This window comes from Methylocystis parvus OBBP (assembly GCF_027571405.1).
In the GTDB taxonomy this organism is placed as follows: Bacteria; Pseudomonadota; Alphaproteobacteria; order Rhizobiales; family Beijerinckiaceae; genus Methylocystis; species Methylocystis parva.
This window is the reverse complement of the sequence record NZ_CP092968.1, coordinates 3419018-3440597: the sequence shown is the minus strand read 5'-3', so window position 1 is coordinate 3440597 and position 21580 is coordinate 3419018. Positions and strand designations below refer to the sequence as shown.

Below are 21580 nucleotides of genomic sequence, written 5' to 3'. Positions count from 1 at the left end.
GCGGCATGAACGTTTCGGCGCCCTTCATCAACAGGCCTGTGGCGACTTCGCTCATGGCCTTCGCCGCGCTTCTGTTCGGCCTGCTCGGCTATTCGCGCCTGTCGATCTCGCCGCTGCCGCAGGTCGACTTCCCCACCATTCAGGTCACGACGCAGCTTCCGGGCGCCAATCCCGACACGATCGCCTCTCTCGTGACGGCCTCGCTGGAGCGTCAGTTCGGACAGATACCGTCCCTGACCAGCATGTCGTCGCAGAGCTCCTTCGGCCTGTCGCAGATCACGCTGCAATTCGCACTGGACCGCGACATCGACGCCGCCGCGCAGGACGTGCAGGCCGCGATCAACTCCGCCGCCTCGACCTTGCCGCGCGATCTGCCCTATCCGCCGGTCTACGCCAAGGTGAACCCGGCCGATACGCCGGTGCTGACGCTCACGCTGCGCTCCAAGACCGCGACCTTGCGCGATCTCTCGGACCTCGCCGATACGCTTATTTCGCCGCAATTGTCGCAGGTTTCGGGCGTCGGCCGCGTTTCCGTGCAGGGCGGCGTGCGCCCGGCGATCCGCATCGAGGCCGATCTGGCGCGGCTCGCGGCGAACCGCATCGGCATGGAGGACCTGCGTCAGGCCGTCGCCGCCGCCAACAACGCCGGGGCCAAAGGTTCGCTCGACGGCAGACGGCAATCCTACACGCTCGACGCCAACGACCAGATCCTGCAAGCCAAGCAATATGAGACGGTCATCGTCGCCTGGCGCAACAATGCGCCGGTGATGCTGCGCGATCTCGCCCAGGTCGTCGACGGCCTCGAAAACGCCCGCGTCGGCGGCTGGTACAATGGCGAGCAATCGGTCGTGCTCGACGTGATGCGTCAGCCGGGCGCGAACATCATCGCGACGGTCGAACTCGTCAAACAGGCGCTTCCGAAGCTGCGGGGCGAACTACCCGCCGGCATGAGCCTCGACATCGTCAACGACCGCACCGACACGATCCGCGCCTCGATCCACGAAGTCGAGATGACGCTCCTCATCGCGGGGGGGCTCGTCGTCGCCGTGGTGCTGCTCTTCCTGCGTAGCTGGCGCGCGACGCTCATCGCCGGCGTCAGCCTGCCGCTGTCGATCATCGCCACTTTCTTCGTCATGTGGGCGGCGGGTTTCTCGCTCGACAATCTGTCCTTGATGGCGCTGACCATCGGCACCGGCTTCATCGTGGACGACGCGATCGTGATGATCGAAAACATCGTCCGCTATATCGAACATGGCAAGAAGCCGCTTCAGGCGGCGCTCGACGGCGCGAGGGAGATCGGCTTCACGGTCGTGTCGCTGACGGTGTCGCTCATCGCGGTGTTCATTCCGCTTCTGTTCATGACCGGAATCGTCGGACGCATGTTCCGGGAATTCGCGCTGACGCTCTCCATCGCGGTCGTGATCTCCGCCGTCGTCTCGCTGACGCTGACGCCGATGCTTTGCGCCGTGATGCTTCGCGTCGAGCGCGAACGCCCCCATTCCACCTGGGAAATCGTCTCCCTCTGGCTCGATCGCCTCTACTACCGTTCGCTCGATTGGGCGCTGAAGCGCGAAGGCTTCATGCTCGCTCTGACCGCGGCGACGCTCGCTTTGACGATCGGGCTCTATATCGTCATCCCGAAAGGCTTCCTGCCCCGGCAGGACACGGGCGTCCTCAGCGTCGTGCTGGAAGCCTCGCCCGACGCCTCCTTCGATCGCATGGAGGCGTTGCAGGCGAAGGTGACGGAGGTCTTCCGCAAGGATCCGGAGGTGACCGGCGTCACCTCGGTGCTCGGCGTCGGCCCGCTCAACGCGACGACCAATGTCGGCCGGCTGACGGTGACGCTCCGCAGCCGCGAGGAGCGCGACGTCGGCGCCGACGCCGTCGCCGACCGGCTGAAGACCGAGGGCGAGAAGATCGCCGGCGTCGCCCTCTTCGTCGAACCGGTGCAGGACATCCAGATCACGACGCGTCCGAGCCGTTCGCAATATCAATATACGCTCACCTCCTCCGACGCCGGCGACCTGATGCGCTGGTCCAACCGCCTGCTCGACCAGTTGCGCCGCACGCCGGGCCTCAGAAACGTCGCGGCGGAGACGCAGGACGGGGGCCTGCGCGGTCTGATGAAGATCGATCGCGAGAAAATGGGCCGGCTCGGCATTTCGGCGCAGGACGTCGACAATGTGCTGAACGACGCCTTCGGCCAGCGCCAGATCTCGACGATCTATACGCAATCGAACCAGTATCGCGTCATTCTCGAGGCGGCGCCGCAATATCTGCGCGACATGTCCGCGCTCGAGAAACTCTATGTGGCTCCCATCGGCGGCGGGCCGCAAACGCCGCTTGCGACCTTCGTCAGCGTGCAGAACGTCGCCGCGCCGCTCTCGGTCGCGCATCAGGATCAGTTCCCCGCCTCGACCATCAGCTTTGATCTCTCGCAGGGCATGGCGCTCGGCGACGCCGTGAAAGCGGTGGAGAAGGCGGAGAAAACGATCGGCATGCCGTCGTCGATCATCGGCGTTTTCAGCGCCGACGCGGCCGAGTTCAACAAATCGCTTGCAAGCGAGCCCTGGCTGATCCTCGCCGCCGTCATCGCCATCTATGTCGTGCTGGGCGTGCTCTATGAGAGCTTCGCGCATCCCTTCACCGTGCTGACGACCCTGCCCTCGGCTGGCGTCGGCGCGCTTCTCGCCTTGATGATCTTCCGCATCGATCTTTCGATCGTTGCGCTGATCGGCGTCGTTCTGCTGATGGGCATCGTGAAGAAGAACGCGATTATGATGATCGACTTCGCGCTCGAAGCGGAACGGCTCGACGGATTGGAGCCGCGCGACTCCATCGTTCGCGCCGCCCATATGCGTTTTCGTCCCATCATGATGACGACGCTCGCCGCGCTGTTCGGCGCCCTGCCGCTCGCGCTGGCGCATGGACCGGGCAGCGAATTGCGCATTCCGCTCGGCGTCTCCATCATTGGCGGCCTGCTGCTGTCGCAGGCGCTGACGCTCTACACCACGCCGGTCATCTATCTGCAGGTCGAGCGGCTGCGCCGCCGCTTCTTCAAGCCGCTGCGTCAGGATGAGGACGAAGTTGCGCCTGCGCAGGCGCCGGTCTCGGAAGCGCCGCCGCACAGGGAGGCGGCGGAATGAATGTTTCCGAGCCCTTCGTCCGCCGCCCCGTCGGGACGACGCTGCTCGCCGCCGCGCTCTTTCTCCTTGGCGCCGTCGCCTATTTCTTCCTGCCCGTCGCCAGCCTCCCGGCGGTGGACTTTCCCGCTATCGGAGTCAGCGCGTCGCGGCCCGGAGCCGATCCCGAGACCATGGCGGCCTCCGTCGCCGCGCCGCTGGAGCGCCGCCTCTCGGGGATCGCCGGCCTGAACGAACTCACCTCGACAAGTTCGCTCGGCAATACGCAGATCATCGCGCAGTTCGACATCAACAAAAATCTCGACTCCGCCGCGCGCGACGTTCAGGCGGCCATCAACGCCTCGCTCGTCGATCTGCCGACTGACCTGCCGAGCGCGCCGAGCTTTCGCAAGGCCAGCCAGTCCACCGTGCCCGTCCTGGTGTTGGCGATGACCTCGGACACGCTGCCGACCAGCGCCATTTTCGACGCGACGGACTCCGTCATCGCGCAGCGCATCTCCCAGGTTCCCGGCGTCGCCGAGGCGCGCATCGCCGGCGCGGAGCAGCCCGCGATCCGCGTGCAGGTCGACTCGGCCCGTCTCGCGGCGATGAATATCGGGGTGAACGAAGTCGCGAAGGCGCTTTCCGCCGCCAATGCGCATTCCGCCGTGGGCGCGCTGGCGGGCGACATGCAGGAAATCACGCTCGGCACGACCGACCAGCTCGCGACGCCGGAAGATTACCGCAACATCGTCGTCGCCTCGCGCAACGGCGCGATCGTCAAGCTCGGCGACGTGGCGACAGTCGAGCGCGGCGTCCGCAACCGCAACGCCGCGGGCTGGTTCAATGGCAAACCGGCGGTGCTCGTCATCGTCACCAAACAGCCCGCCGCCAATGTCGTCGAGACGGTCGACCAGATCAAAGCGTTGCTGCCGCAGCTCCGGCAATGGATTCCTTCGGGCGTGAAGATCAACGTCCTTGCGGACCGCACCCAGACGATCCGCGCCAGCATTCACGACATCCAGTTTACGCTGGCGGTGTCCATCGCGCTGGTGATGATGGTCGTCTTCGTCTTTCTGCGCCGCTCGACGCCCGTCATCGCCGCGGGCGTGACCGTGCCTCTCTCGCTCGTGGGCACCTGCGCCGCCATGTGGCTCGCCGGCTTCTCGATCGACAATCTATCGCTGATGGCGCTCACCATTTCCGTGGGCTTCGTCGTCGACGACGCGATCGTCATGATCGAGAATATCGAGGCGAACCGCGAGCGCGGCATGAAGCGCATCGAGGCAGCGCTCGAAGGCTCCAGCCAGATCGGCTTCACCGTCCTCTCGATCAGCCTGTCGCTTATCGCCGTCTTCATCCCGCTCCTTTTCATGGAAGGGGTGATGGGGCGGCTCCTGCGCGAATTCTCGGTCACGCTGGCTTTCGCGATCATCATCTCGACGGTCGTCTCGCTCACCGTGACGCCGATGGTCTGCGCCTGGCTGCCCGTGCCGAAAGAGAAGGGAAAGAATTGGTTCGATCGTATGATCGAAGGCGGATTGGACCGCATCGTCGAATTTTACACGCGCACGCTCCAGCCGGTCGTCGACCATCCCTGGATCACGCTCGTCGTCATCCTGGCGACGGTCGGCGGCACCGTTCAACTTTACCGCACCATTCCAAAGGGCAATCTGCCGCAGGACGACATCGGCCTGATCAACGGTACGACGGAAGCGTCGCCAGACGTCTCCTTCGAGGAGATGAGCCGGCTGCAAAGGCGCGTCAACGAAGTGTTGCTGGCCGATCCGGACGTCGCCAATGTCGGCTCCTTCATCGGCGCCGGGCAGCTCACCTCTTCGGGCAATCAGGGCCGTCTCTTCGTCGCGCTGAAGTCGATCGGCGAGCGTCAGGCGTCGAGCAAGGAGGTCATCAACCGCCTGCGCAAATCCTTCGCGCGCATTCCCGGCGTCAGCGTCTTCATGGTGCCGTCCCAGGATCTTCGCAGCGGGGGGCGCGTCAGCAAGTCGCAATATCAGTTCACGCTGTCGGACGCCTCTCTCGAGGAGCTGGAGGAGTGGCGCGAAAAATTCCTCACGCGCCTCAAACAATTGCCCCAGCTCGTCGACGTCACGTCCGACAAGGAGCAGGGCGGTCTTCGCGCGCAGATCATCATCGACCGCAACGCCGCCTCGCGCATGAATGTGCCGATCGCCGCCATCAACGCCGCGCTCAACAGCGCCTTCGGCCAGCGGCAGGACACGATCATCTATACGCAGCGCAACCAGTATCGCGTGATCTTCGAGACGCCGCCCGCGCGCCAGCGCGACATTCGCGACCTGGCGGGCGTTTACGTGTCGAGCTCCAGCGGACAGCAGGTGCCGCTCACCGCGCTTGCGCGCATCGAGCGCAGCTCCATGCCGCTGGTCGTCAATCATCAGGGCGTGCTGCCCGCGGTCACCCTCTCCTACAATGTGGCCCCGGGCTCGACGCTCGACGCCGCCACCGCGGCCATCGAGACGGCGGCCGCCGAATTGAACCCGCCGAGCAGCCTGCATGCCGGCTTTGCGGGCGACGCTGCCGACTTCCGTAAAGTCGCGAAGGGCATGGCGACGCTCATTCTCGCCGCGCTGCTCGCCGTCTACATCATTCTCGGCATTCTCTATGAGAGCCTCGTCCATCCCGTCACGATCATCTCAACCCTGCCCTCGGCGGGCCTTGGCGCGCTCCTCTCGCTCGAACTGTTTGGCGCGGAATTTACGGTCATCGCCTTCATCGGCATCCTGCTGCTGATCGGCATCGTGAAAAAGAACGGCATCATGCTCGTCGACTTCGCGCTGCACGCGGAGCGCGACAGGGGCATGTCGACTCATGACGCGGCGCTGGAGGCGGCCAGGGATCGCTTCAGGCCGATCGTGATGACCACCCTCGCCGCGATTTTCGGCGCTCTGCCGCTCGCTTTCGCCAACGGCATCGGGGCGGAGCTGCGCCGGCCGCTCGGAATCACCATTATCGGCGGCCTGCTGCTCAGCCAGGCGCTGACGCTCTATACGACTCCGGTCATCTATCTTTTGATGAGCAAGCTGCGCCGCAAGCCGAAGGCGGAAGAGGCGCAGCACGGTGAGACGGCGCACGCCTGAGACGGGAACCCCCGAAAAACAATCGAGCGCATTCCGCGGAGAATGCGCTCATCCTGGCCAAATCAGCGGGAGCGGCGCGTCAATGCGCCTCGGTTTCCGGATGTTCGAAGAAGAAGCGCAGGACTTGCGCCTTGCCGCAATCTTCGATCGGGACGTGCCAGAATTTTGAATTCATGTGCGGGAAGCGCTCCATGGGCAGGTGAATTTCGGTGAGGCGCGCATGATTGTCGAAGCCGCGCAGCATGGCGCGCTCCAGAAGCTGCAAAAGCTCCTCTTCGCGCTCGGGCACTTCCGTCACCGTCAGAATCGTATTGTTGGCGATCGGGAAGGTTCTGTCGAAATAACGTTCGAAATTCGCCGGCGCCATGGTCTGGGTCTCCTGCTCCCAACATGGAGCGATTGAACTATCCATCCGTTCCTCACACGACTCAATCAGCATCTTTTCAGACGCTTAAGATGTCGTTGACAGGCAAATGACGGTTCGCGGAATTATTTGTTACCGAAATTTAAGGCGCCTTTGTGAAGGCGCAAGGCGCCCTTTCGGCTAGCTGTTCCCGTCGGAGGCGGTCCGAACTCCCCATTGATCCTCGAAGACGAGCGTTTCCAGCGGCAGACGCGACGCCCAGCGTTTCACTTCCAGTTCCGGGCGGCGAAAAGCGCGATCCACAAAGCCTGTGCAAAGATAGGCGACGACGACGACGCCGTCGGGGATTTGAAGGATGGCGCGCAATTCTTCTTCGCGCATGATGCTCACCCAACCGACGCCGACGCCTTCGACGCGCGCCGCAAGCCAGAGATTCTGGACGGCGCAGGCGGCGCTCAACAGGTCGGTGTCGGGTTGCTGCGTGCGGCCGAGCCCTGTCGCGCCGTGGCGGTTGCGGTCGCAAGTCACGCAAATATTGACGGGCGATCTGAGAATGCCCTCGAGTTTAAGGTTTCGATAATGATTGCGCCGCGCGGGATCGAGCATTCGCTCCTCGGCCTCGGCCCCGCGCAAAAACGCCTCATGCACCGCGCCCCGCACGGTTTTGTCGCGGATGACGATAAAATTCCAGGGCTGCATGAAGCCGACGGACGGCGCGTGATGCGCGGCGTCCAGGATGCGCATCAGAACGTCTTGGGGGACGTCGTCCGGCAGAAATTCGTTGCGCACGTCGCGCCGCGTATAGATGGCGCGATAGACGGCGGCGCGATCGGTTTCGCTGAAGGGTTCGGCCGGGCCGACATCGTCTGCGGCTATTCGCCACGGCTCGAAAATCGGGTCGTCCGCCATCAGGCGATCTCCAACGCGGCGGTTAATCTGGCCCAGGCGGATTCGCCGGCCGGAAGTCCGAACCGCAGCCAATCGGGGCGCTCGGGAAAAGCGCGCGCCAAAATGCCCTTCTCGCACAGCCTGACGAACCAATCCGCCGCTTTGTCGTGACGCACGAGACGAAAAAGCGCCGTTCCGCCGACAAGGCCGAAGCCGGCGCGCTCCAAAAGACTGTCCAGACGCGCCGCGTCGGCGGCGGAAGCGGCGGCCGCGGCCTGCAGCCAGCGCAAATCGCCCAGCGCGCGCGCGCCGATGGCGAGCGCCGGACCGGAAACCGCCCAGGGGCCGAGCGCCGCGCGCAGCCGCCCGGCGCGCTCGAACGCGCAGATGGCGAAACCCAATCGCAGCCCCGCCAGCCCATAGGCCTTTCCGAAAGAACGCAGCACGATCAGGTCCGAAACTGCGGTCAGCGCGGCGACGCTCCGCGTCGGCGTGAAATCCACGAAGGATTCGTCCACGACGAGCAACTTCCCTTTGCGGGTCATTTCCTCGGCCAGCGGCGCAATCTCTCGCGACGACAGCGCGCGCCCGTCCGGATTGTTCGGGTTGACGATGACGGCGGCGTCGAAGGACGCAAGCTGCTCGACGGTCTCGACCGTCTCGACCTTCGCCCCGGCTGCGGCCCAGCAGGCGGCGTGCTCCGCATAGGAGAAGCCCAGCACAGCGACGCGGCGCGCGGGGAAGACGCGCGGCAGAAGCTGAATGAAACTCTGCGCGCCGGCGCCCGGGACGATCGCGGCGGCCGGGGGGGCGCGATAGGCGGCGCGCGCCGCGGCCTCCAGCGCGTCGAAGGCCCGGTCGTCGGGCAGGCGCGTCCAGGCCTCGGGCGCAATGGGCGGCAAGGGATAGGGATGCGGATTGACGCCGGTCGATAAGTCGATCCAGGGTTGTGGCGCGGCCGGAAAAAGACGGCGCGCCTCGTCCAGCCTGCCGCCATGCGCGATGGAAGGCCGAACCGTCATCGCGCCATCTCCAGCAGGGCGTCGAGATCGATATGCGTTTCGCAGTGAGCGGCGAGCGCGTCGAGCGTCTCGTCGATCGATTCCTCGAAACGCAGCGCGGAGGTCTGGCCGCCGATGGATTTCAAAAAGTCGCCGCGCAAGGCGTCGTCCGAAAAGAGCCCGTGCACATAGGCGCCCATCACGCGCCCGTCGGGCGACGTTGCGCCATCGGCGCGGCCATCCTCGAAACGCAAGACCGGACGCGCGCAATCGGCCCCGAAAGTTTCGCCGACATGCATCTCGTAGCCGTGAAAGGGCGCGTCGAAAGCAACCGCGCGTCCGGCGACGCGGGTGAGCGTTTTCTTCTCGGTAAGGGTCGTCTCGATGTCCAGCAATCCAAGACCCTGCGCCTGCGCGACGTCCCCTTCCATCCCATAGGGATCACGGATCGCGCGGCCGAGCATTTGATAGCCGCCGCAGATCCCGAAGACGCGGCCGCCGCGCCGCATATGAGCGAGAAGATCGATGTCCCAGCCATTTTCGCGCAACGCCGCGAGATCCGCGATCGTGGCCTTTGAACCGGGGAGAATGACAAGCGCCGCATCGGCCGGCAGCGGCGCGCCGGGCTGGATCAGGCGCAGATCGACGCCCGGCTCCGCCTTCAGCGGATCGAGATCGTCGAAATTGGCGATATGCGGCAACAGCGGCGCGGCGACGACGACGCCTTCTCTTCGCGCATTGCGTTGCGCGCGCAGGCCGAAGGCGTCTTCGGCCGGCAGGCGCGACGCGGCGTCGAAATAGGGAACCAATCCCAAAGAGCGCCACCCCGTGCGCTCCGCGATGAAGCGCATGCCGGAATCAAAGAGCGTGGCGTCGCCGCGGAATTTGTTGACGATGAAGCCCTGGATCATCGCGGCGTCTTCCGCGTCGAGCACGGCCTTGCAGCCGACGAGCTGCGCGATCACCCCGCCGCGATCAATGTCGCCGACGAGCGCGACCGGCGCATTGGCGGCGCGCGCAAAGCCCATATTGGCGATGTCGTTGACGCGCAGATTGATCTCCGCCGCGCTGCCGGCGCCCTCCACGATGACGAGATCGTTTTGCGCTTTGAGGCGCTCGAAGCTCTCCATCACGGCGGGCTTGAGGCGCGGCTTCCAATCCTGATAGTCGCGCGCTTTCGCCTGCCCCGCGATGACGCCCCGCAGGATGACCTGCGCGCCATTTGCGCCTTGTGGCTTCAGCAGCACGGGATTCATGTCGACGCTCGGAGCCAGCCGCGCCGCGCGCGCCTGCAACGCCTGCGCGCGGCCAATCTCGCCGCCGTCTTCCGTCACGGCGGCGTTGTTCGACATGTTCTGCGGCTTGAACGGCGCGACCTTGAGGCCGCGATTGACGAAAGCGCGCGCAAGGCCGGCGACGATCAGCGATTTGCCGACATCCGATCCCGTGCCCTGGATCATCAAGGCGCGGCTCATGACGCGAGCAGCGCCATGACGGCGTCGAGATCGTGAAGGACGGCGACGCCGTCGCGCGCGGGCGGCTCGATCATGACGACCGGCAAGCCGAGTGCGCGGGCGGCCTCGATCTTGGCGTAAGTGAGCGCGCCGCCGCTATTCTTGCTGACGACGATCTCGATGCGCTTTTTGCGCATCAGCGCAATTTCGTCGTCGCGCGTGAAGGGCCCGCGCGCGGAAAAGACCTCGCATGAGGGCGGAAGATCGTCCGCCGCCGGCGGCTCGATGACGCGCAGAAGATAATCGTGCTGAGGCGCCGCGCGGAAATTGGCGACGCCCTGACGGCCGATGGTCAGAAACACGCGGCGCGGCGTCTCTCCAAGCGCCTTGGCGGCTGCGGCGTTGTCCGCGACGACGGACCAATTGTCGTCCGCGCCCGGGCGCCAGGCTTCGCGGGCGAAGACGATGAGCGGCAAGCCGAGCGCCGCGCTGGCCAAGCGCGCATTGGACGATATTTGCGCGGCGAAGGGATGCGTCGCGTCGATAACGTGGGTAATGCGCTCCGCTTCAAGATAACGCTTCAGACCTTCGACGCCGCCAAAGCCGCCGACGCGCGTGGGAAGCGCAAGGGACGCCGGCGCGCTGGTGCGGCCGGCGAGAGACGCGACGGCGTCATAGCCGCCCTCCGCCGCGATGCGCGCGGCGAGCGCACGCGCTTCGCTCGTGCCGGCGAGGAGGAGAATGCGGCGCGTCACTTGCCTGTTTTCGTCATTGCGAGCGAAGCGAAGCAATCCAGAATTGCGCGCCTGCTCCAGGATTGCTTCGTCGCGTTCCGCTCCTCGCAATGACGACTGGGACGCCTCGTTGAACTCTCGGCACAAGGTCGGCGCCTCATTCCGCCGCGAGCTTGACGGAAGCCGGATTGCGGAACTCCGCGAGGAGGCGTTCGCGTTCCGCGTCGGCGACCGCGACATGGCGGCCCTTGATATGCCCGAAACCGCGAATCTTTTCCGGCAGGCGCGCGAGCGCGACGGCGGCGGCGTGATTGTCGGGCGTGAGCGAGGTCAGCATTTCGTCGATCAGGCTCTCATATTCCGACAGCAAGCGGCGCTCGACCACGCGGTCATTGTTGAAGCGCGTAATGTCGAACCAGCGGCCGCGAATCCATTTGAGCCTTGCGAGCGCCTTCATCACCGTGAACATCCACGGGCCGAAAGTGATCTTGCGCGAGCCGCCGAAGTCGGTCTTTCGTTGCAGAAACGGGATCGGCGGCGCGAGATGAAGCTCGAGCTTGAGATCGCCTTCAAAGGTCTCGGAGAGCTGACGCTGGAACGCGTCGCTCGCATAAAGGCGCGCGACTTCGAACTCGTCCTTGAAGGCCATCAGCTTGAAGAGATAGCGCGCCACCGCTTCCGTAAGCTCGGTCGAGCCCGGCATGCGCGACTTTTCAAGCTTCGCGACCTCTTCGACGCGCGCGCGGTAATGCGCCGAATAGGCCGCATTCTGATAATCGACGAGATAGGCGGCGCGGCGCGCAATGACCTCTTCCAGCGTCTTCGAACGTTGCCTGACCTCGGTCGGACGGCGCAGCGATTCGACGACCGCCTCGACGCTCGCCATGTCGTGTGCGGCGCGCCGGCCCCAGAGGAAGGCCGAGTGATTCATCGGCACGGACTCGCCGTTCAATTCGATCGCGCGAAGGATCGACGCCTCCGTGAGCGGCAGATAACCCTTCTGCCAGGCATAGCCGAGGATGAAAATATTCGCCGCGATGGAGTCGCCGAGCAGCGCCTGGGCGAGCGCCGTCGTGTCGATGAAGATCGACTCCGGCCCGCCCGCCCGGCGGATCGCCTGCTTGATCTCTTCCGACGGCAGCACGAAATCCGGATTGCGCTCGATGTCGCCGGGGAAGACCTCGGCGCTGTTGACGAGCACATGCGCCTTGCCCTGCTCGACGGCGGCGAGCACCTGCTTGGCGCCGGCGACGACGAGATCGCAGCCGAGCAGGAGATCGGCTTCGCCCGCCGCGACGCGGATCGCGTGAACGTCGGCGGGCGTGCGCCCGATCTTCACATGGCAATAGACGGCCCCGCCCTTCTGCGCGAGGCCCGCCATATCGATGACGCCGACGCCCTTGCCTTCGAGATGCGCAGCCATGCCGAGTATGGCGGAGACGGTCACGACGCCCGTGCCGCCGAGGCCCGCGATGAGAATGCCGTAAGGCGTGCGGCCAATCTCCGCGATCCCGGGTTCGGGCAATGCCGGCTGGCCGCGCGTATCCTCCTTCGTCGGCAGCGGCGCCTTCTTCATCTTCGCGCCATGCACGGTCACGAAGCTCGGGCAGAAACCCTCGAGGCAGGAGAAATCCTTGTTGCAGGCCGACTGGTCGATGCGGCGCTTGCGGCCGAATTCGGTCTCGACCGGCTGCACCGCGACGCAGTTGGAGGCCGTGCCGCAATCGCCGCAGCCTTCGCACACCAGCTCATTGATGATGATGCGCGCGTCGGGATCGGGAAAAAGGCCGCGCTTGCGCAGGCGCCGCTTCTCGGTCGCGCAGGTCTGGTCGTAGATGAGGACGGTGACGCCCTCCGTCTCCGAAAGCTCGCGCTGCACCTCGTTGAGGACGTTGCGGTGATGGATCGTAAGTCCGGGCGGCCAGGCGATGGTCGGCGGATATTTGCCGGGCTCGTCGGTGACCAGCGCGATCTTCTTCACGCCCTCGGCCGCAACCTGATGCACGATGGCTTCGACAGTGAGCTCGCCCTCATGCTTCTGGCCGCCGGTCATGGCGACGACGCCGTTATAAAGAATTTTGAACGTGATGTTCGTGCCCGTCGCGACCGCGAAGCGGATGGCGAGCGAACCCGAATGGTTATAAGTGCCGTCGCCGAGATTCTGGAACACATGGTTGCGCGTGGAGAACGGCGCCTCGCCGATCCAGTTCGCGCCCTCGCCGCCCATATGCGTGTAGCCCTCGGTGCGGCGGCCCATCCATTGGGCCATATAATGGCAGCCAATGCCCGTATAGGCGCGCGCCCCTTCCGGCACATGGGTCGAGGTGGAATGCGGGCAGCCGGCGCAGAAATGCGGAACGCGCAGGATGACGTCCGTCATCGTCTTGCGGCGATCCTGCAGACGCTCCAGGCGCCGCACGCGGCCTTCGAGTTCTTCCGAGGCGTGATATTTCAGCAGCCGCCGGCCGATGGCGATGGCGATGTCGTTGGCGTCGAGCGCGCCCTTCACCGGGAAGAGCCAATCGCCGCGCTCGTCCTTCTTGCCGATGCAGACCGGCTGATGGGGCGATCCGTAAAGCTCCTCGCGCAACTGCACTTCGATGAGCGAGCGCTTCTCCTCGACGACCATGATGAGGTCGAGGCCGCGCGCAAATTCGTGCAGGCCCTTCGGCTCGAGCGGCCACGGAGCGGCGATCTTGTAGAGACGCAGGCCGAGATCGTTGGCGCGAACCTCGTCGATCCCGAGATCGTCCAGCGCCTGGCGCACGTCGAGATAGGATTTGCCGACGGTGATGACGCCGATCTTCGGAGCGGCGCCGCCGGAGGTGATGATGCGGTTGAGACGGTTGGCGCGGATGAAGGCGAGCATCGCATCGCGCTTGCTCTCCTGCATCCGTTCTTCCTGCGCCAGCACGGGATCGCCGGCCCGGATATTGAGCCCGCCGGGCGGCATGACGAAATCGGACGGAATGACGGGCTGCACGCGGTCGAGCGAACCGTCGATCGAGGCCGTCGACTCCACCGTGTCCTTGACGAGCTTCAGCCCGACCCAGACGCCCGCGAAGCGCGACATGGCGAAGCCGTAGAGCCCGTAATCCAGAATCTCCTGCACGCCGGCGGGCGCCAGGATCGGCATCATCACGTCGACGAAGTGATATTCGGATTGATGCGCCGTCGTGGAGGACTCGGCGGTATGATCGTCCCCCATCAATGCGAGCGCGCCGCCATGTTTCGACGCGCCGGCGAGATTCACATGGCGCAGCGCGTCGCCGCTGCGGTCGACGCCCGGTCCCTTGCCGTACCAGATGGAGAAGACGCCGTCATATTTGCCTTCGCCGCGCATCTCGGCCTGCTGCGCGCCCCAGACGGCGGTCACGGCCAGATCCTCGTTGAGGCCGGGCATGAAAAGGATGTTGTTCGCGTCGAAAAAGGCTTTCGCCTTGTGCATCTGCGCGTCGACGCCGCCGAGCGGCGAGCCGCGATAGCCGGTAATGAGGCCCGCCGTACTCAACCCCGCCCGGCGGTCGCGCTCCTTTTGCATCAGGAGCAGGCGGACGATGGCTTGCGTGCCCGTCATCAGCACGCGGTCACGGCCAAGGTCGAAACGATCGGAAAGCGAAACGTCGCCAAACGCAGGACCGATAATCTTGACTTCGGTCTCCGCCATGCTGATTCGTCTCCTGCGATTGTCTTACCGCCGCCGACCGGCTTGCGCCGGCGAGAAAGACCGGCGCATTCGGGCCCGTGCGGCGCGCCGCGACGCCGCGCGGCCAATGTCGAGACGACGCCGCAAGGCGTCTCTCGCGGATCGCTCCGGACCCGCGCCCACGCGGCTACTGGCGATTCCCCGTCGAGGGTGAACCGAGCAATGCGACTCTTAGGCGACTATCTTATGTCACCTTTCCGCGCGAGTTCAAGAAAGCGTCTCGCGGAGCGGGCGCGGTTCCCCCAGATTTTCCCCCGCGACCCCTGTCGGGCGCCAGGATAAAACGGGTCCGCGACAGCATTTCCCAGACGTCGCATGAGGGGACTCCAACGGAGGAAACAGACCGAAGTTTGAGAAATTCGTCCCAGCGCGCGCCCGGTTAGCGATGCGGCGCGACGCGCAAAGGCGCTATTGGAAAAGGCCGGCGGCGGAGGATAAAGATGCCGAATTCAAGGACGCGACACGATCCGCGACGCCGCAGGCTCACTTATTCGCTTCCTGTGACGCCCGCCGCGCGTAGCTTGGCCGCGGATTCGCCGCGATTGCGCACTATCCGGCAAGCTCTGGGAACCGCCATGAAACGCCGCCTCCTCCTTTTCGCCGCGCTCGCCATCGCCGCCTCCACGGGCGCGCAAGCCCATCCGCATGTTTGGGTCGCCGTGCGCAGCGAAGTCGTCTTCGGCCCGGACGGCAAGGTCACGGGCGTCCGCCACGCCTGGGAATTCGACGAAATGTATTCCGCCTTCGCGGTGCAGGGGCTTGGAAAAGACGGCAAGCCGCCGACCCGTGAGGAACTCGCTCCGCTGGCCAGGACCAACGCCGAATCTCTCGCCGAATTCGACTATTTCACCTATGCGAAGCAGAACAACGCCAAAGCGGGCTTCAAGCCCGCCGAAAACATTTATCTCGAAGCGAACGACAAGAAGATCGTGACGCTGCACTTCTTCCTGCCGCTGGAGACGCCCGTCCAGGCCAGCAAACCCTTCTCCTTCCAGGTTTACGACCCAACCTATTTCGTCTCCTTCGCGCTGGAGAAAAAAGACCCCGTAAAGCTCTCGGGCGCGCGCTCCGGCTGCTCGGTGAGCCTGGTGGAGCCGGCTCCGCTCGTCGCCGCCGACAATCAGAAGCTCAGCGAAGCCTTCTTCCAGAACATGTCGCCCGGCGCCAATTTCGGCATGAAACTCGCGACCCGCGCCATCGTGGCCTGTCCGTGAAGCTGCGAACATCTGGTCTTTGCGCGGTTTTTGCGGCGACCTTGGCCATTCTCGCCGCCGAGCCCGCTTTCGCCCAGCGCCATCCATTCGCAGTTGGCGGCCAGGAGGCGGCCAGCGCGGCTCAGGGCTTCGCCGGTCTCGTCTTTTCCTGGCAGAACAAATTCCACGCCGAGCTGCAGGCCGCCGCGCGGGCGCTCAAGACCGACCCTTCCGCCTTTCTGGCGCTGGCCGGGGCGAGTTTCGCCTATGGCGTTTTTCACGCGGCAGGCCCCGGCCACGGCAAAGCGGTCCTGACTTCCTATATGGTCGCGAATGAGGTTCAGCTGAGACGCGGTCTGCTGCTCGCCGCCCTCGCCGCGCTCCTTCAGGGCGTCGTGGCCATCGCCCTCGTCGCTATCGCCGCCATCGCCTTCAACGCCACCGCCGGGCAGATGTCGAACGCCGCGCAGGCGATCGAAGTCGCAAGCTATCTCGCCATCGCCGCGCTCGGGGCGCGGCTGGCCTTCGTCAAGGGACACGGACTCCTCGCGGCCCTGAACGACGCGCCTATGGGCGCGCGGATCGCCGGAGCGACCGGCGAGAGCCGCTTCGTCTGCGAGGGGATCGACGATCCGGCTCATATGCACAGCCCGACCTGCGGCCACGCCCATGCGCTCGATCCGGCGACCCTTTCAGGGCCGTCTTTCCGCTGGGGCGACGCGTTGGCCACTGTCGTCGCTGCGGGCCTTCGCCCCTGCTCGGGCGCGATCCTGGTCTTGGTTTTCACCATGTCGCGGGAAATGTTCGCCGCGGGCGCGGGCGCGGTCCTGGCGATGTCCGCGGGAACCGCCATGACGACCGGCGCGCTGGCTGCGACCGCGGTCTACGCCAAGGATCTGGCCTTGCGCTTCAGCGGCGGCGGAACGCGCCGCGCGGCGCTCCTCGCGCGCGGCGCCGAATTTGTTGCGGCGCTCCTTGTTTTGGGATTTGGCCTCGCTTTGCTCCTCGGCTTCGGCGTCTCTCGCAATGCAGCATAAGCTCACGCGCGCCTGGCGACGTAAAAATTAATCATCGCGCGCAGGTCACGTTTAAATCGTGAGAGACGCGCTATCTTGATTATGAAGGTCGATTCGACTCTTACGTTCGGAGTCGTTGCGCAAATTATACGAGGCTTGAATGACGCGCCCTGAGCAATCGCTCGATCCATACGCCGCTCGGCCGTGGCTCGCCTCCTATCCGAACGGCGCGCCCGCCAATATCGACGTCTCGGCCGCCAGGACTCTCGTCGACGACTTTCGTCAGAGCGTCGCGGCCTTTCCCGATCGTCCGGTCATGGAGAGCTTCGGAGCCCGCCTCACCTATCGCGAACTCGAGCGCGCGGCCGACTCGATCGCCGCATGGCTGCAATCGCAGGGATTGCAGAAAGGCGATCGCGTCGCGATCATGTCGCCCAATGTGCTCGGCTATCCCGCCGCCATGTTCGGCGCGTTGATCGCGGGCGGCGTTGTCGTCAACGTCAACCCGCTTTATACGCATGGCGAACTCGAGCATCAGATCAACGACGCTGGCGCGCGCTTCGTCTTCGTCTTCGAGAATTTCGCCGATACGGTTGAAACAGCTTGGCCCAACATGAAAGTCGAGCGCGCCGTCGTCATGACGCCGGGCGACCTGATGGGGCTCAAGGGCTATGTCGTCAACTTCGTTTCGCGCCATGTGAAGAAGATGGTCCCAGCCTACCGGCTGCCGGCGTCGATCGCTTTTTCGGAGGTGTTGAAAGAAGGCGCGCGGACGCCCCTTACGCCGATCGAGATCGCGCCGGACGATATGGCTTTCCTGCAATATACAGGCGGCACCACGGGCGTGGCGAAGGGCGCGGTGCTGCTCCATCGCAATGTTTCCATCGACGTCGCGCAGACATGGGCGTGGCTCGAATGGTATCTCGGCCCGGCCTGTCCGCATGTCATGATCACGGCGTTGCCGCTCTATCATATTTTCGCGCTCACGGCGTGCTGCATGCTCACCATAAGGACCGGCGGATGCTGCGTCCTCATCGCCAATCCGCGCGATCTGAAAGGCTTTATCGCGACGATACGCAAGCGGCGGTTCACGATTTTTGCGGGCGTCAATACGCTTTACGCCGCGCTCGCCGACCATCCGGAAATCAGGAGCGTGGATTTCTCCAACCTCTCCATGAACATTTCCGGCGGCATGTCGACGCAGGAAGGCGTCGCGCGCAAATGGGCGGCGATCACCGGCAAGCCGATCATAGAGGGTTACGGGCTTTCCGAAACGTCGCCGATCGTCACCGTCAACCGGCCGGATATTGGAGACTTCACCGGAGCCATTGGCTACCCTATTCCCTCGACGGAAGTGTCGATCCGCGACGCCGATGGCGGCGTCGTCCCCGCGGGCGAGCGTGGGGAGCTTTGCGTGCGCGGGCCGCAGGTCATGCCGGGCTATTGGCGCCGGCCCGACGAAACCGCAAAGGTCACGACGCCGGACGGCTTCTTCAAGACTGGCGATATTGCGATCATGGAGCCCGACGGTCTGTTTCGCATCGTCGACCGGTTGAAAGACATGATTCTCGTCTCCGGGTTCAACGTCTATCCCAATGAGGTCGAGGCGGCGCTCGCGGAACATCCCAACGTGAAAGAAGTCGCCGTTATCGGCGTCCCCTACAGACATTCGGGCGAAGCGCCGATGGCCTTCATCGTGCGGCGCGATCCCAGCCTGACGGCGGAAGAGCTGCGCGCCTTCGCCCATGAGCGGCTCACCGGTTACAAAGTGCCCCGCTTCTTCGAATTCCGCGATTCCCTGCCGAAGACCAATGTCGGCAAGATCCTCCGCCGCGCTTTGCGCGACGAATATTTCGCGCGCTGCGGCGAGAATGACGACGAACGCGACAAAAGCCTCGACCTTCACGCCCCGAACTGACGCGCCGCGGCCTCTATCGCGTCATAGGCGAGATCGAGCTCCTCGCCCGTGACGCAATAAGGCGGCAACACGTAAATGGTCTGCCCGAGCGGCCGCAGCAGCAATCCGCGCGCATTGAAGAAGCGCATCAGATCGAGGCTGATCGTCGCGAGATAACCGCTTTGCCCGAGGCGCAAATCCATCGCGACGATCGCGCCGAGGCTGCGGACATTGGAAAAACGCGCGTCATTCTCGAAGCGCGCGGCGCGCTTCGCCTGCAGCGCGCAGAGATTGGCGACGCGCTCTGTCGCATCGGTCTTTTCCCACACATCGAGATTGGCGAGCGCGGCGGCGCATCCGATAGGATTCGCCGTATAGGAGCTCGAATGGAAAAAGGCGCGCGCGCGATCGGGCGCATAATGCGCCTCGAAGATTTCCCGCTTGCACATGGTGACGGCCAGCGGCACGGACCCGCCCGTCAGCCCTTTCGAATAACAGGCGATGTCCGGCGTGAATCCCGCCTGCTCGCAGGCGAAGAGCGTTCCGGTGCGGCCGAAACCGGTCATCACTTCATCCGCGATGAACAGCACGCCGAATTTCTCGCAGACGCGCTTCATCTCCGCGAGCGTTTGCGCGCCATAGATCAGCATGCCGCCCGCGCCCAAAACCAGCGGCTCGACAATGAAGGCCGCCGCGCCGTCGCGGCAGAAGCGCTCGAGCGCGTCGAGCGTTTCCTGCTCCCTTCCTTTTTCAGGGAAAGGAACGCGCGCCACGTCGAAGAGCAGCGGCTCATAGGGCGCGTTAAAGACGGAGCGCGCGCCGGCGGACATCGTGCCGACCGTGTCGCCATGATAGCTGTGCTCCAATGCGACGACGCGCATCCGCGCCTCGCCGCGATTGCGCCAGTAACCAAGCGCCATTTTGATCGCGACCTCGACGGAGGTCGAACCGCTGTCGGAATAGAAGACGTAATCGAGCCCCGGCTGCGCGACCTCGACAAGGCGGCGCGCGAGCGCCTCGGCCGGCTCGTGAGTAAAGCCGGCGAAAATGATCTGGTCGAGCGTCTCCGTCTGTCGGCGGATCGCCTTCATGATCTCGGGACGGCGATGGCCATGGGTGATCACCCACCAGGAAGAGATGGCGTCGAGAAAGCGCGTTCCGTCATCCGCCGTGAGCCACGCGCCTTCGGCATGGGCGATCTTGAAGGCGCCGGGCTGCAGCGCATGCTGGGTGAAGGGACGCCAGACGGGCGAGTTGGCGACGACGCTCATGTGAAATCCGCAAGTGAAAAGGCGGCGGCGAAGGCGGCCCGCACTGCGTTCGGCGTCAGGAGACCGAGACGCGGCAAACGCCCCAGCGCCTTGACCTCGCCGATCGCGGCGATGGTTTCCTGCGACGCCTTCTCTTCATCGCCCACAAAGGCGACGCCATGGATCGGAACGTCGCGGCGGCGCAGCGCCTCGATCGTCAGCAGGCTGTGATTGATCGCGCCGAGCGCCGTCCGGGCGACGAGAATGACGGGGAGCCGCCAGCGCGCCAGCACGTCGATCGTCAACACATTGTCCGTCAACGGGACCATGACGCCGCCCGCCGTCTCGATCACGAGCGGATCATCGACGTCGGGGGGAATGAGTCGCGCCGGATCGATCTCGACGCCATCTGCGCGCGCGGCGATATGCGGCGACGCCGGCAAGCGCAATCGCCACAGTTCGGGGAGAATGCGCGCCGGCGCGGCCCCCGATAGCCGCGCGACGCATTGCGAGTCGGTTTCTTCCTCGAGCCCCGATTGCACCGGTTTCCAGTAACAGGCGCCGAGCGCGCCGACGAGCGCGGCGGAGAAGACCGTCTTTCCGACGCCCGTATCGGTTCCGACGATCACGAATCGGCGCGTCATTCTTGCGCCTTCAACTCTTCGGCCAGTTCGGCGACCATTTGCGATATCTGCGCCTCACTCGCATGCAAAGTGAGCGAAAGACGCAGCCGCGCCGTCCCCTCCGGCACGGTCGGCGGGCGGATGGCGCGAATGTCATAGCCGCGCGCGCGCATCCGCGCGGCGAGCGTCATGGCGCGGGCGTCGGCGCCGACAATGACCGGCTGCACTTGTGAACCGGAAGGCGCGACGTTGCAGAGCTTTTGCAGATCTCTTCCGGCAAGCGCCACGCGCGCGCGCAAGGCGGCGCGGCGATCCTCCGCTTTTTCGACAATCTTCAGCGACGCGCGCACGCAGGCGGCGACGAGCGGCGAAGGCGCCGTCGCAAAGATGAAGTTACGGCAGCGATTGACGAGGAAGTCGCGCAGCGGCGCGGCGAGGCAGATAAGCGCGCCGGACACGCCGAGCGCCTTGCCGCAGGTGTGAACCGTAATGACGTTTTCGCGCCCCTCGAAGCGCGCGGCGAGCCCGCGTCCGCCTTCGCCAAAAACACCGGTCGCATGCGCCTCGTCGACCAGCACGAATGCCTGATGACGCTCCGAAAGGGACATCAGCGCGTCGAGCGGCGCCAGGTCGCCATCCATGCTGTAAAGGCTTTCGACGGCGATCCAGGCGCGCCCCGTTCCACCCTTCCGGCGCCAGTCAAGGATGGCCGCTTCGAGCGCGTTCACGTCATTATGAAGGAAAGGCGCGCGCGACGCGCGCGACAGGCCCATGCCGTCATGCGCGCTGGCGTGAATGAGCGCGTCATAAAAAATGCAATCGTCCCGCTGCGGCAGCGTCGAGAGCAGCGCTTCATTGGCGGAGAATCCGGCCCCGAAGAAGAGCGCGCTTTCCGCATGAAAGAAGCGCGCCGCCTCTTCCTCCAGCGCCTCGTGCTCGGGATGATTGCCGCGCAAAAGCCGCGAGCCGCCGGCCCCGACCGGAACGCTGCGCGCCAGCGCCGCCGCGGCGGCTTCCGCAAGCGCGCGGGACTCCGCCAAGGCCAGATAATCGTTCGACGCGAAATCGAGTCCCGCGCGGGGCGCCAATGCGCGCAGGCGGTCCCGGCCGGCGAGGCCGGCGAGGTCGGCTCGATATCTTTCAAGCATGCGCGCTCACGCGGTCACCCCAATTTGCGTGTTTGGTAAAGGCGGCCCATCCGGGGGTCAAGCCA

At 65.0% G+C, this 21580-nt stretch carries 14 protein-coding genes; 5 read left to right on the top strand and 9 right to left on the bottom strand.

The window, feature by feature from the left end:
- Nucleotides 1-5 precede the first annotated feature (5 nt).
- Complete coding sequence (locus MMG94_RS16710; RefSeq protein WP_016921158.1) at nucleotides 6-3146, top strand: efflux RND transporter permease subunit; 3141 nt, start codon at nucleotides 6-8, stop codon at nucleotides 3144-3146.
- Complete coding sequence (locus MMG94_RS16705; protein ID WP_016921159.1) at nucleotides 3143-6241, top strand: efflux RND transporter permease subunit; 3099 nt, start codon at nucleotides 3143-3145, stop codon at nucleotides 6239-6241. Before MMG94_RS16710 ends, MMG94_RS16705 begins: the two co-directional genes overlap by 4 nt.
- A 79-nt stretch (nucleotides 6242-6320) precedes the next feature.
- Here the strand turns inward: MMG94_RS16705 and MMG94_RS16700 are convergent, their stop codons facing one another.
- From MMG94_RS16700 to MMG94_RS16675, 6 genes are all read right to left on the bottom strand, one after another.
- Nucleotides 6321-6608: a hypothetical protein gene (locus MMG94_RS16700; RefSeq protein WP_016921160.1), complete on the bottom strand. Its 288-nt coding sequence runs from the start codon at nucleotides 6606-6608 to the stop codon at nucleotides 6321-6323.
- A gap of 177 nt (nucleotides 6609-6785) precedes the next feature.
- Nucleotides 6786-7514, bottom strand: a complete 729-nt coding sequence (gene bluB, locus MMG94_RS16695) for a 5,6-dimethylbenzimidazole synthase (RefSeq protein ID WP_016921161.1) — start codon at nucleotides 7512-7514, stop codon at nucleotides 6786-6788.
- Nucleotides 7514-8515 carry a threonine-phosphate decarboxylase CobD gene (cobD, locus tag MMG94_RS16690; RefSeq protein ID WP_016921162.1) on the bottom strand — a complete coding sequence of 334 codons (1002 nt, stop codon included), beginning with the start codon at nucleotides 8513-8515 and terminating at the stop codon, nucleotides 7514-7516. Before cobD ends, bluB begins: the two co-directional genes overlap by 1 nt.
- Entirely contained in the window at nucleotides 8512-9969 is a 1458-nt protein-coding gene (locus MMG94_RS16685; protein WP_016921163.1) for a cobyric acid synthase, read from the bottom strand. The genes cobD and MMG94_RS16685 overlap by 4 nt, the downstream gene beginning before the upstream one ends.
- Complete coding sequence (locus MMG94_RS16680; protein ID WP_051001151.1) at nucleotides 9966-10739, bottom strand: cobalt-precorrin-6A reductase; 774 nt, start codon at nucleotides 10737-10739, stop codon at nucleotides 9966-9968. Before MMG94_RS16680 ends, MMG94_RS16685 begins: the two co-directional genes overlap by 4 nt.
- 100 nt (nucleotides 10740-10839) lie before the next feature.
- Nucleotides 10840-14349, bottom strand: coding sequence for an indolepyruvate ferredoxin oxidoreductase family protein (locus tag MMG94_RS16675; RefSeq protein WP_016921165.1), 3510 nt, complete (start codon nucleotides 14347-14349; stop codon nucleotides 10840-10842).
- A 614-nt stretch (nucleotides 14350-14963) separates the two neighbouring features.
- Here MMG94_RS16675 and MMG94_RS16670 point away from each other — a divergent pair.
- From MMG94_RS16670 to MMG94_RS16660, 3 genes are all read left to right on the top strand, one after another.
- Nucleotides 14964-15602, top strand: a complete 639-nt coding sequence (locus tag MMG94_RS16670) for a DUF1007 family protein (RefSeq protein ID WP_016921167.1) — start codon at nucleotides 14964-14966, stop codon at nucleotides 15600-15602.
- 41 nt (nucleotides 15603-15643) lie between these two features.
- On the top strand, nucleotides 15644-16618 hold the full coding sequence (locus MMG94_RS16665; RefSeq protein ID WP_016921168.1) for a nickel/cobalt transporter: 975 nt from the start codon (nucleotides 15644-15646) through the stop codon (nucleotides 16616-16618).
- Nucleotides 16619-16757: 139 nt separating this feature from the next.
- The gene (locus tag MMG94_RS16660; protein ID WP_016921169.1) at nucleotides 16758-18515 is read left to right on the top strand and encodes a long-chain-fatty-acid--CoA ligase; all 1758 of its coding nucleotides are present in this window, start codon (nucleotides 16758-16760) and stop codon (nucleotides 18513-18515) included.
- Here MMG94_RS16660 and MMG94_RS16655 read toward each other — a convergent pair.
- Genes MMG94_RS16655 through MMG94_RS16645 form a run of 3 tightly spaced genes read right to left on the bottom strand, consistent with a single transcriptional unit; the run spans nucleotide 18500 to nucleotide 21515 of the window.
- Nucleotides 18500-19765: an adenosylmethionine--8-amino-7-oxononanoate transaminase gene (locus tag MMG94_RS16655; RefSeq protein ID WP_016921170.1), complete on the bottom strand. Its 1266-nt coding sequence runs from the start codon at nucleotides 19763-19765 to the stop codon at nucleotides 18500-18502. The two genes, MMG94_RS16660 and MMG94_RS16655, sit on opposite strands and share 16 nt — an antisense overlap.
- Nucleotides 19762-20388, bottom strand: a complete 627-nt coding sequence (bioD, locus tag MMG94_RS16650; RefSeq protein WP_016921171.1) for a dethiobiotin synthase — start codon at nucleotides 20386-20388, stop codon at nucleotides 19762-19764. The genes MMG94_RS16655 and bioD overlap by 4 nt, the downstream gene beginning before the upstream one ends.
- On the bottom strand, nucleotides 20385-21515 hold the full coding sequence (locus tag MMG94_RS16645; RefSeq protein ID WP_016921172.1) for an 8-amino-7-oxononanoate synthase: 1131 nt from the start codon (nucleotides 21513-21515) through the stop codon (nucleotides 20385-20387). The genes bioD and MMG94_RS16645 overlap by 4 nt, the downstream gene beginning before the upstream one ends.
- Nucleotides 21516-21580 lie beyond the last annotated feature (65 nt).

Bases quoted from the DNA above. Each gene is read 5' to 3' on its own strand.
- MMG94_RS16675 (WP_016921165.1), bottom strand. From the start codon at position 14,349: ATGGCGGAGACCGAAGTCAAGATTATCGGTCCTGCGTTTGGCGACGTT.
- MMG94_RS16705 (WP_016921159.1), top strand. From the start codon at position 3,143: ATGAATGTTTCCGAGCCCTTCGTCCGCCGCCCCGTCGGGACGACGCTG.
- bluB (WP_016921161.1), bottom strand. From the start codon at position 7,514: ATGGCGGACGACCCGATTTTCGAGCCGTGGCGAATAGCCGCAGACGAT.
- MMG94_RS16670 (WP_016921167.1), top strand. From the start codon at position 14,964: ATGAAACGCCGCCTCCTCCTTTTCGCCGCGCTCGCCATCGCCGCCTCC.
- cobD (WP_016921162.1), bottom strand. From the start codon at position 8,515: ATGACGGTTCGGCCTTCCATCGCGCATGGCGGCAGGCTGGACGAGGCG.
- MMG94_RS16655 (WP_016921170.1), bottom strand. From the start codon at position 19,765: ATGAGCGTCGTCGCCAACTCGCCCGTCTGGCGTCCCTTCACCCAGCAT.
- MMG94_RS16660 (WP_016921169.1), top strand. From the start codon at position 16,758: ATGACGCGCCCTGAGCAATCGCTCGATCCATACGCCGCTCGGCCGTGG.
- MMG94_RS16710 (WP_016921158.1), top strand. From the start codon at position 6: ATGAACGTTTCGGCGCCCTTCATCAACAGGCCTGTGGCGACTTCGCTC.
- bioD (WP_016921171.1), bottom strand. From the start codon at position 20,388: ATGACGCGCCGATTCGTGATCGTCGGAACCGATACGGGCGTCGGAAAG.
- MMG94_RS16685 (WP_016921163.1), bottom strand. From the start codon at position 9,969: ATGAGCCGCGCCTTGATGATCCAGGGCACGGGATCGGATGTCGGCAAA.
- MMG94_RS16700 (WP_016921160.1), bottom strand. From the start codon at position 6,608: ATGGCGCCGGCGAATTTCGAACGTTATTTCGACAGAACCTTCCCGATC.
- MMG94_RS16645 (WP_016921172.1), bottom strand. From the start codon at position 21,515: ATGCTTGAAAGATATCGAGCCGACCTCGCCGGCCTCGCCGGCCGGGAC.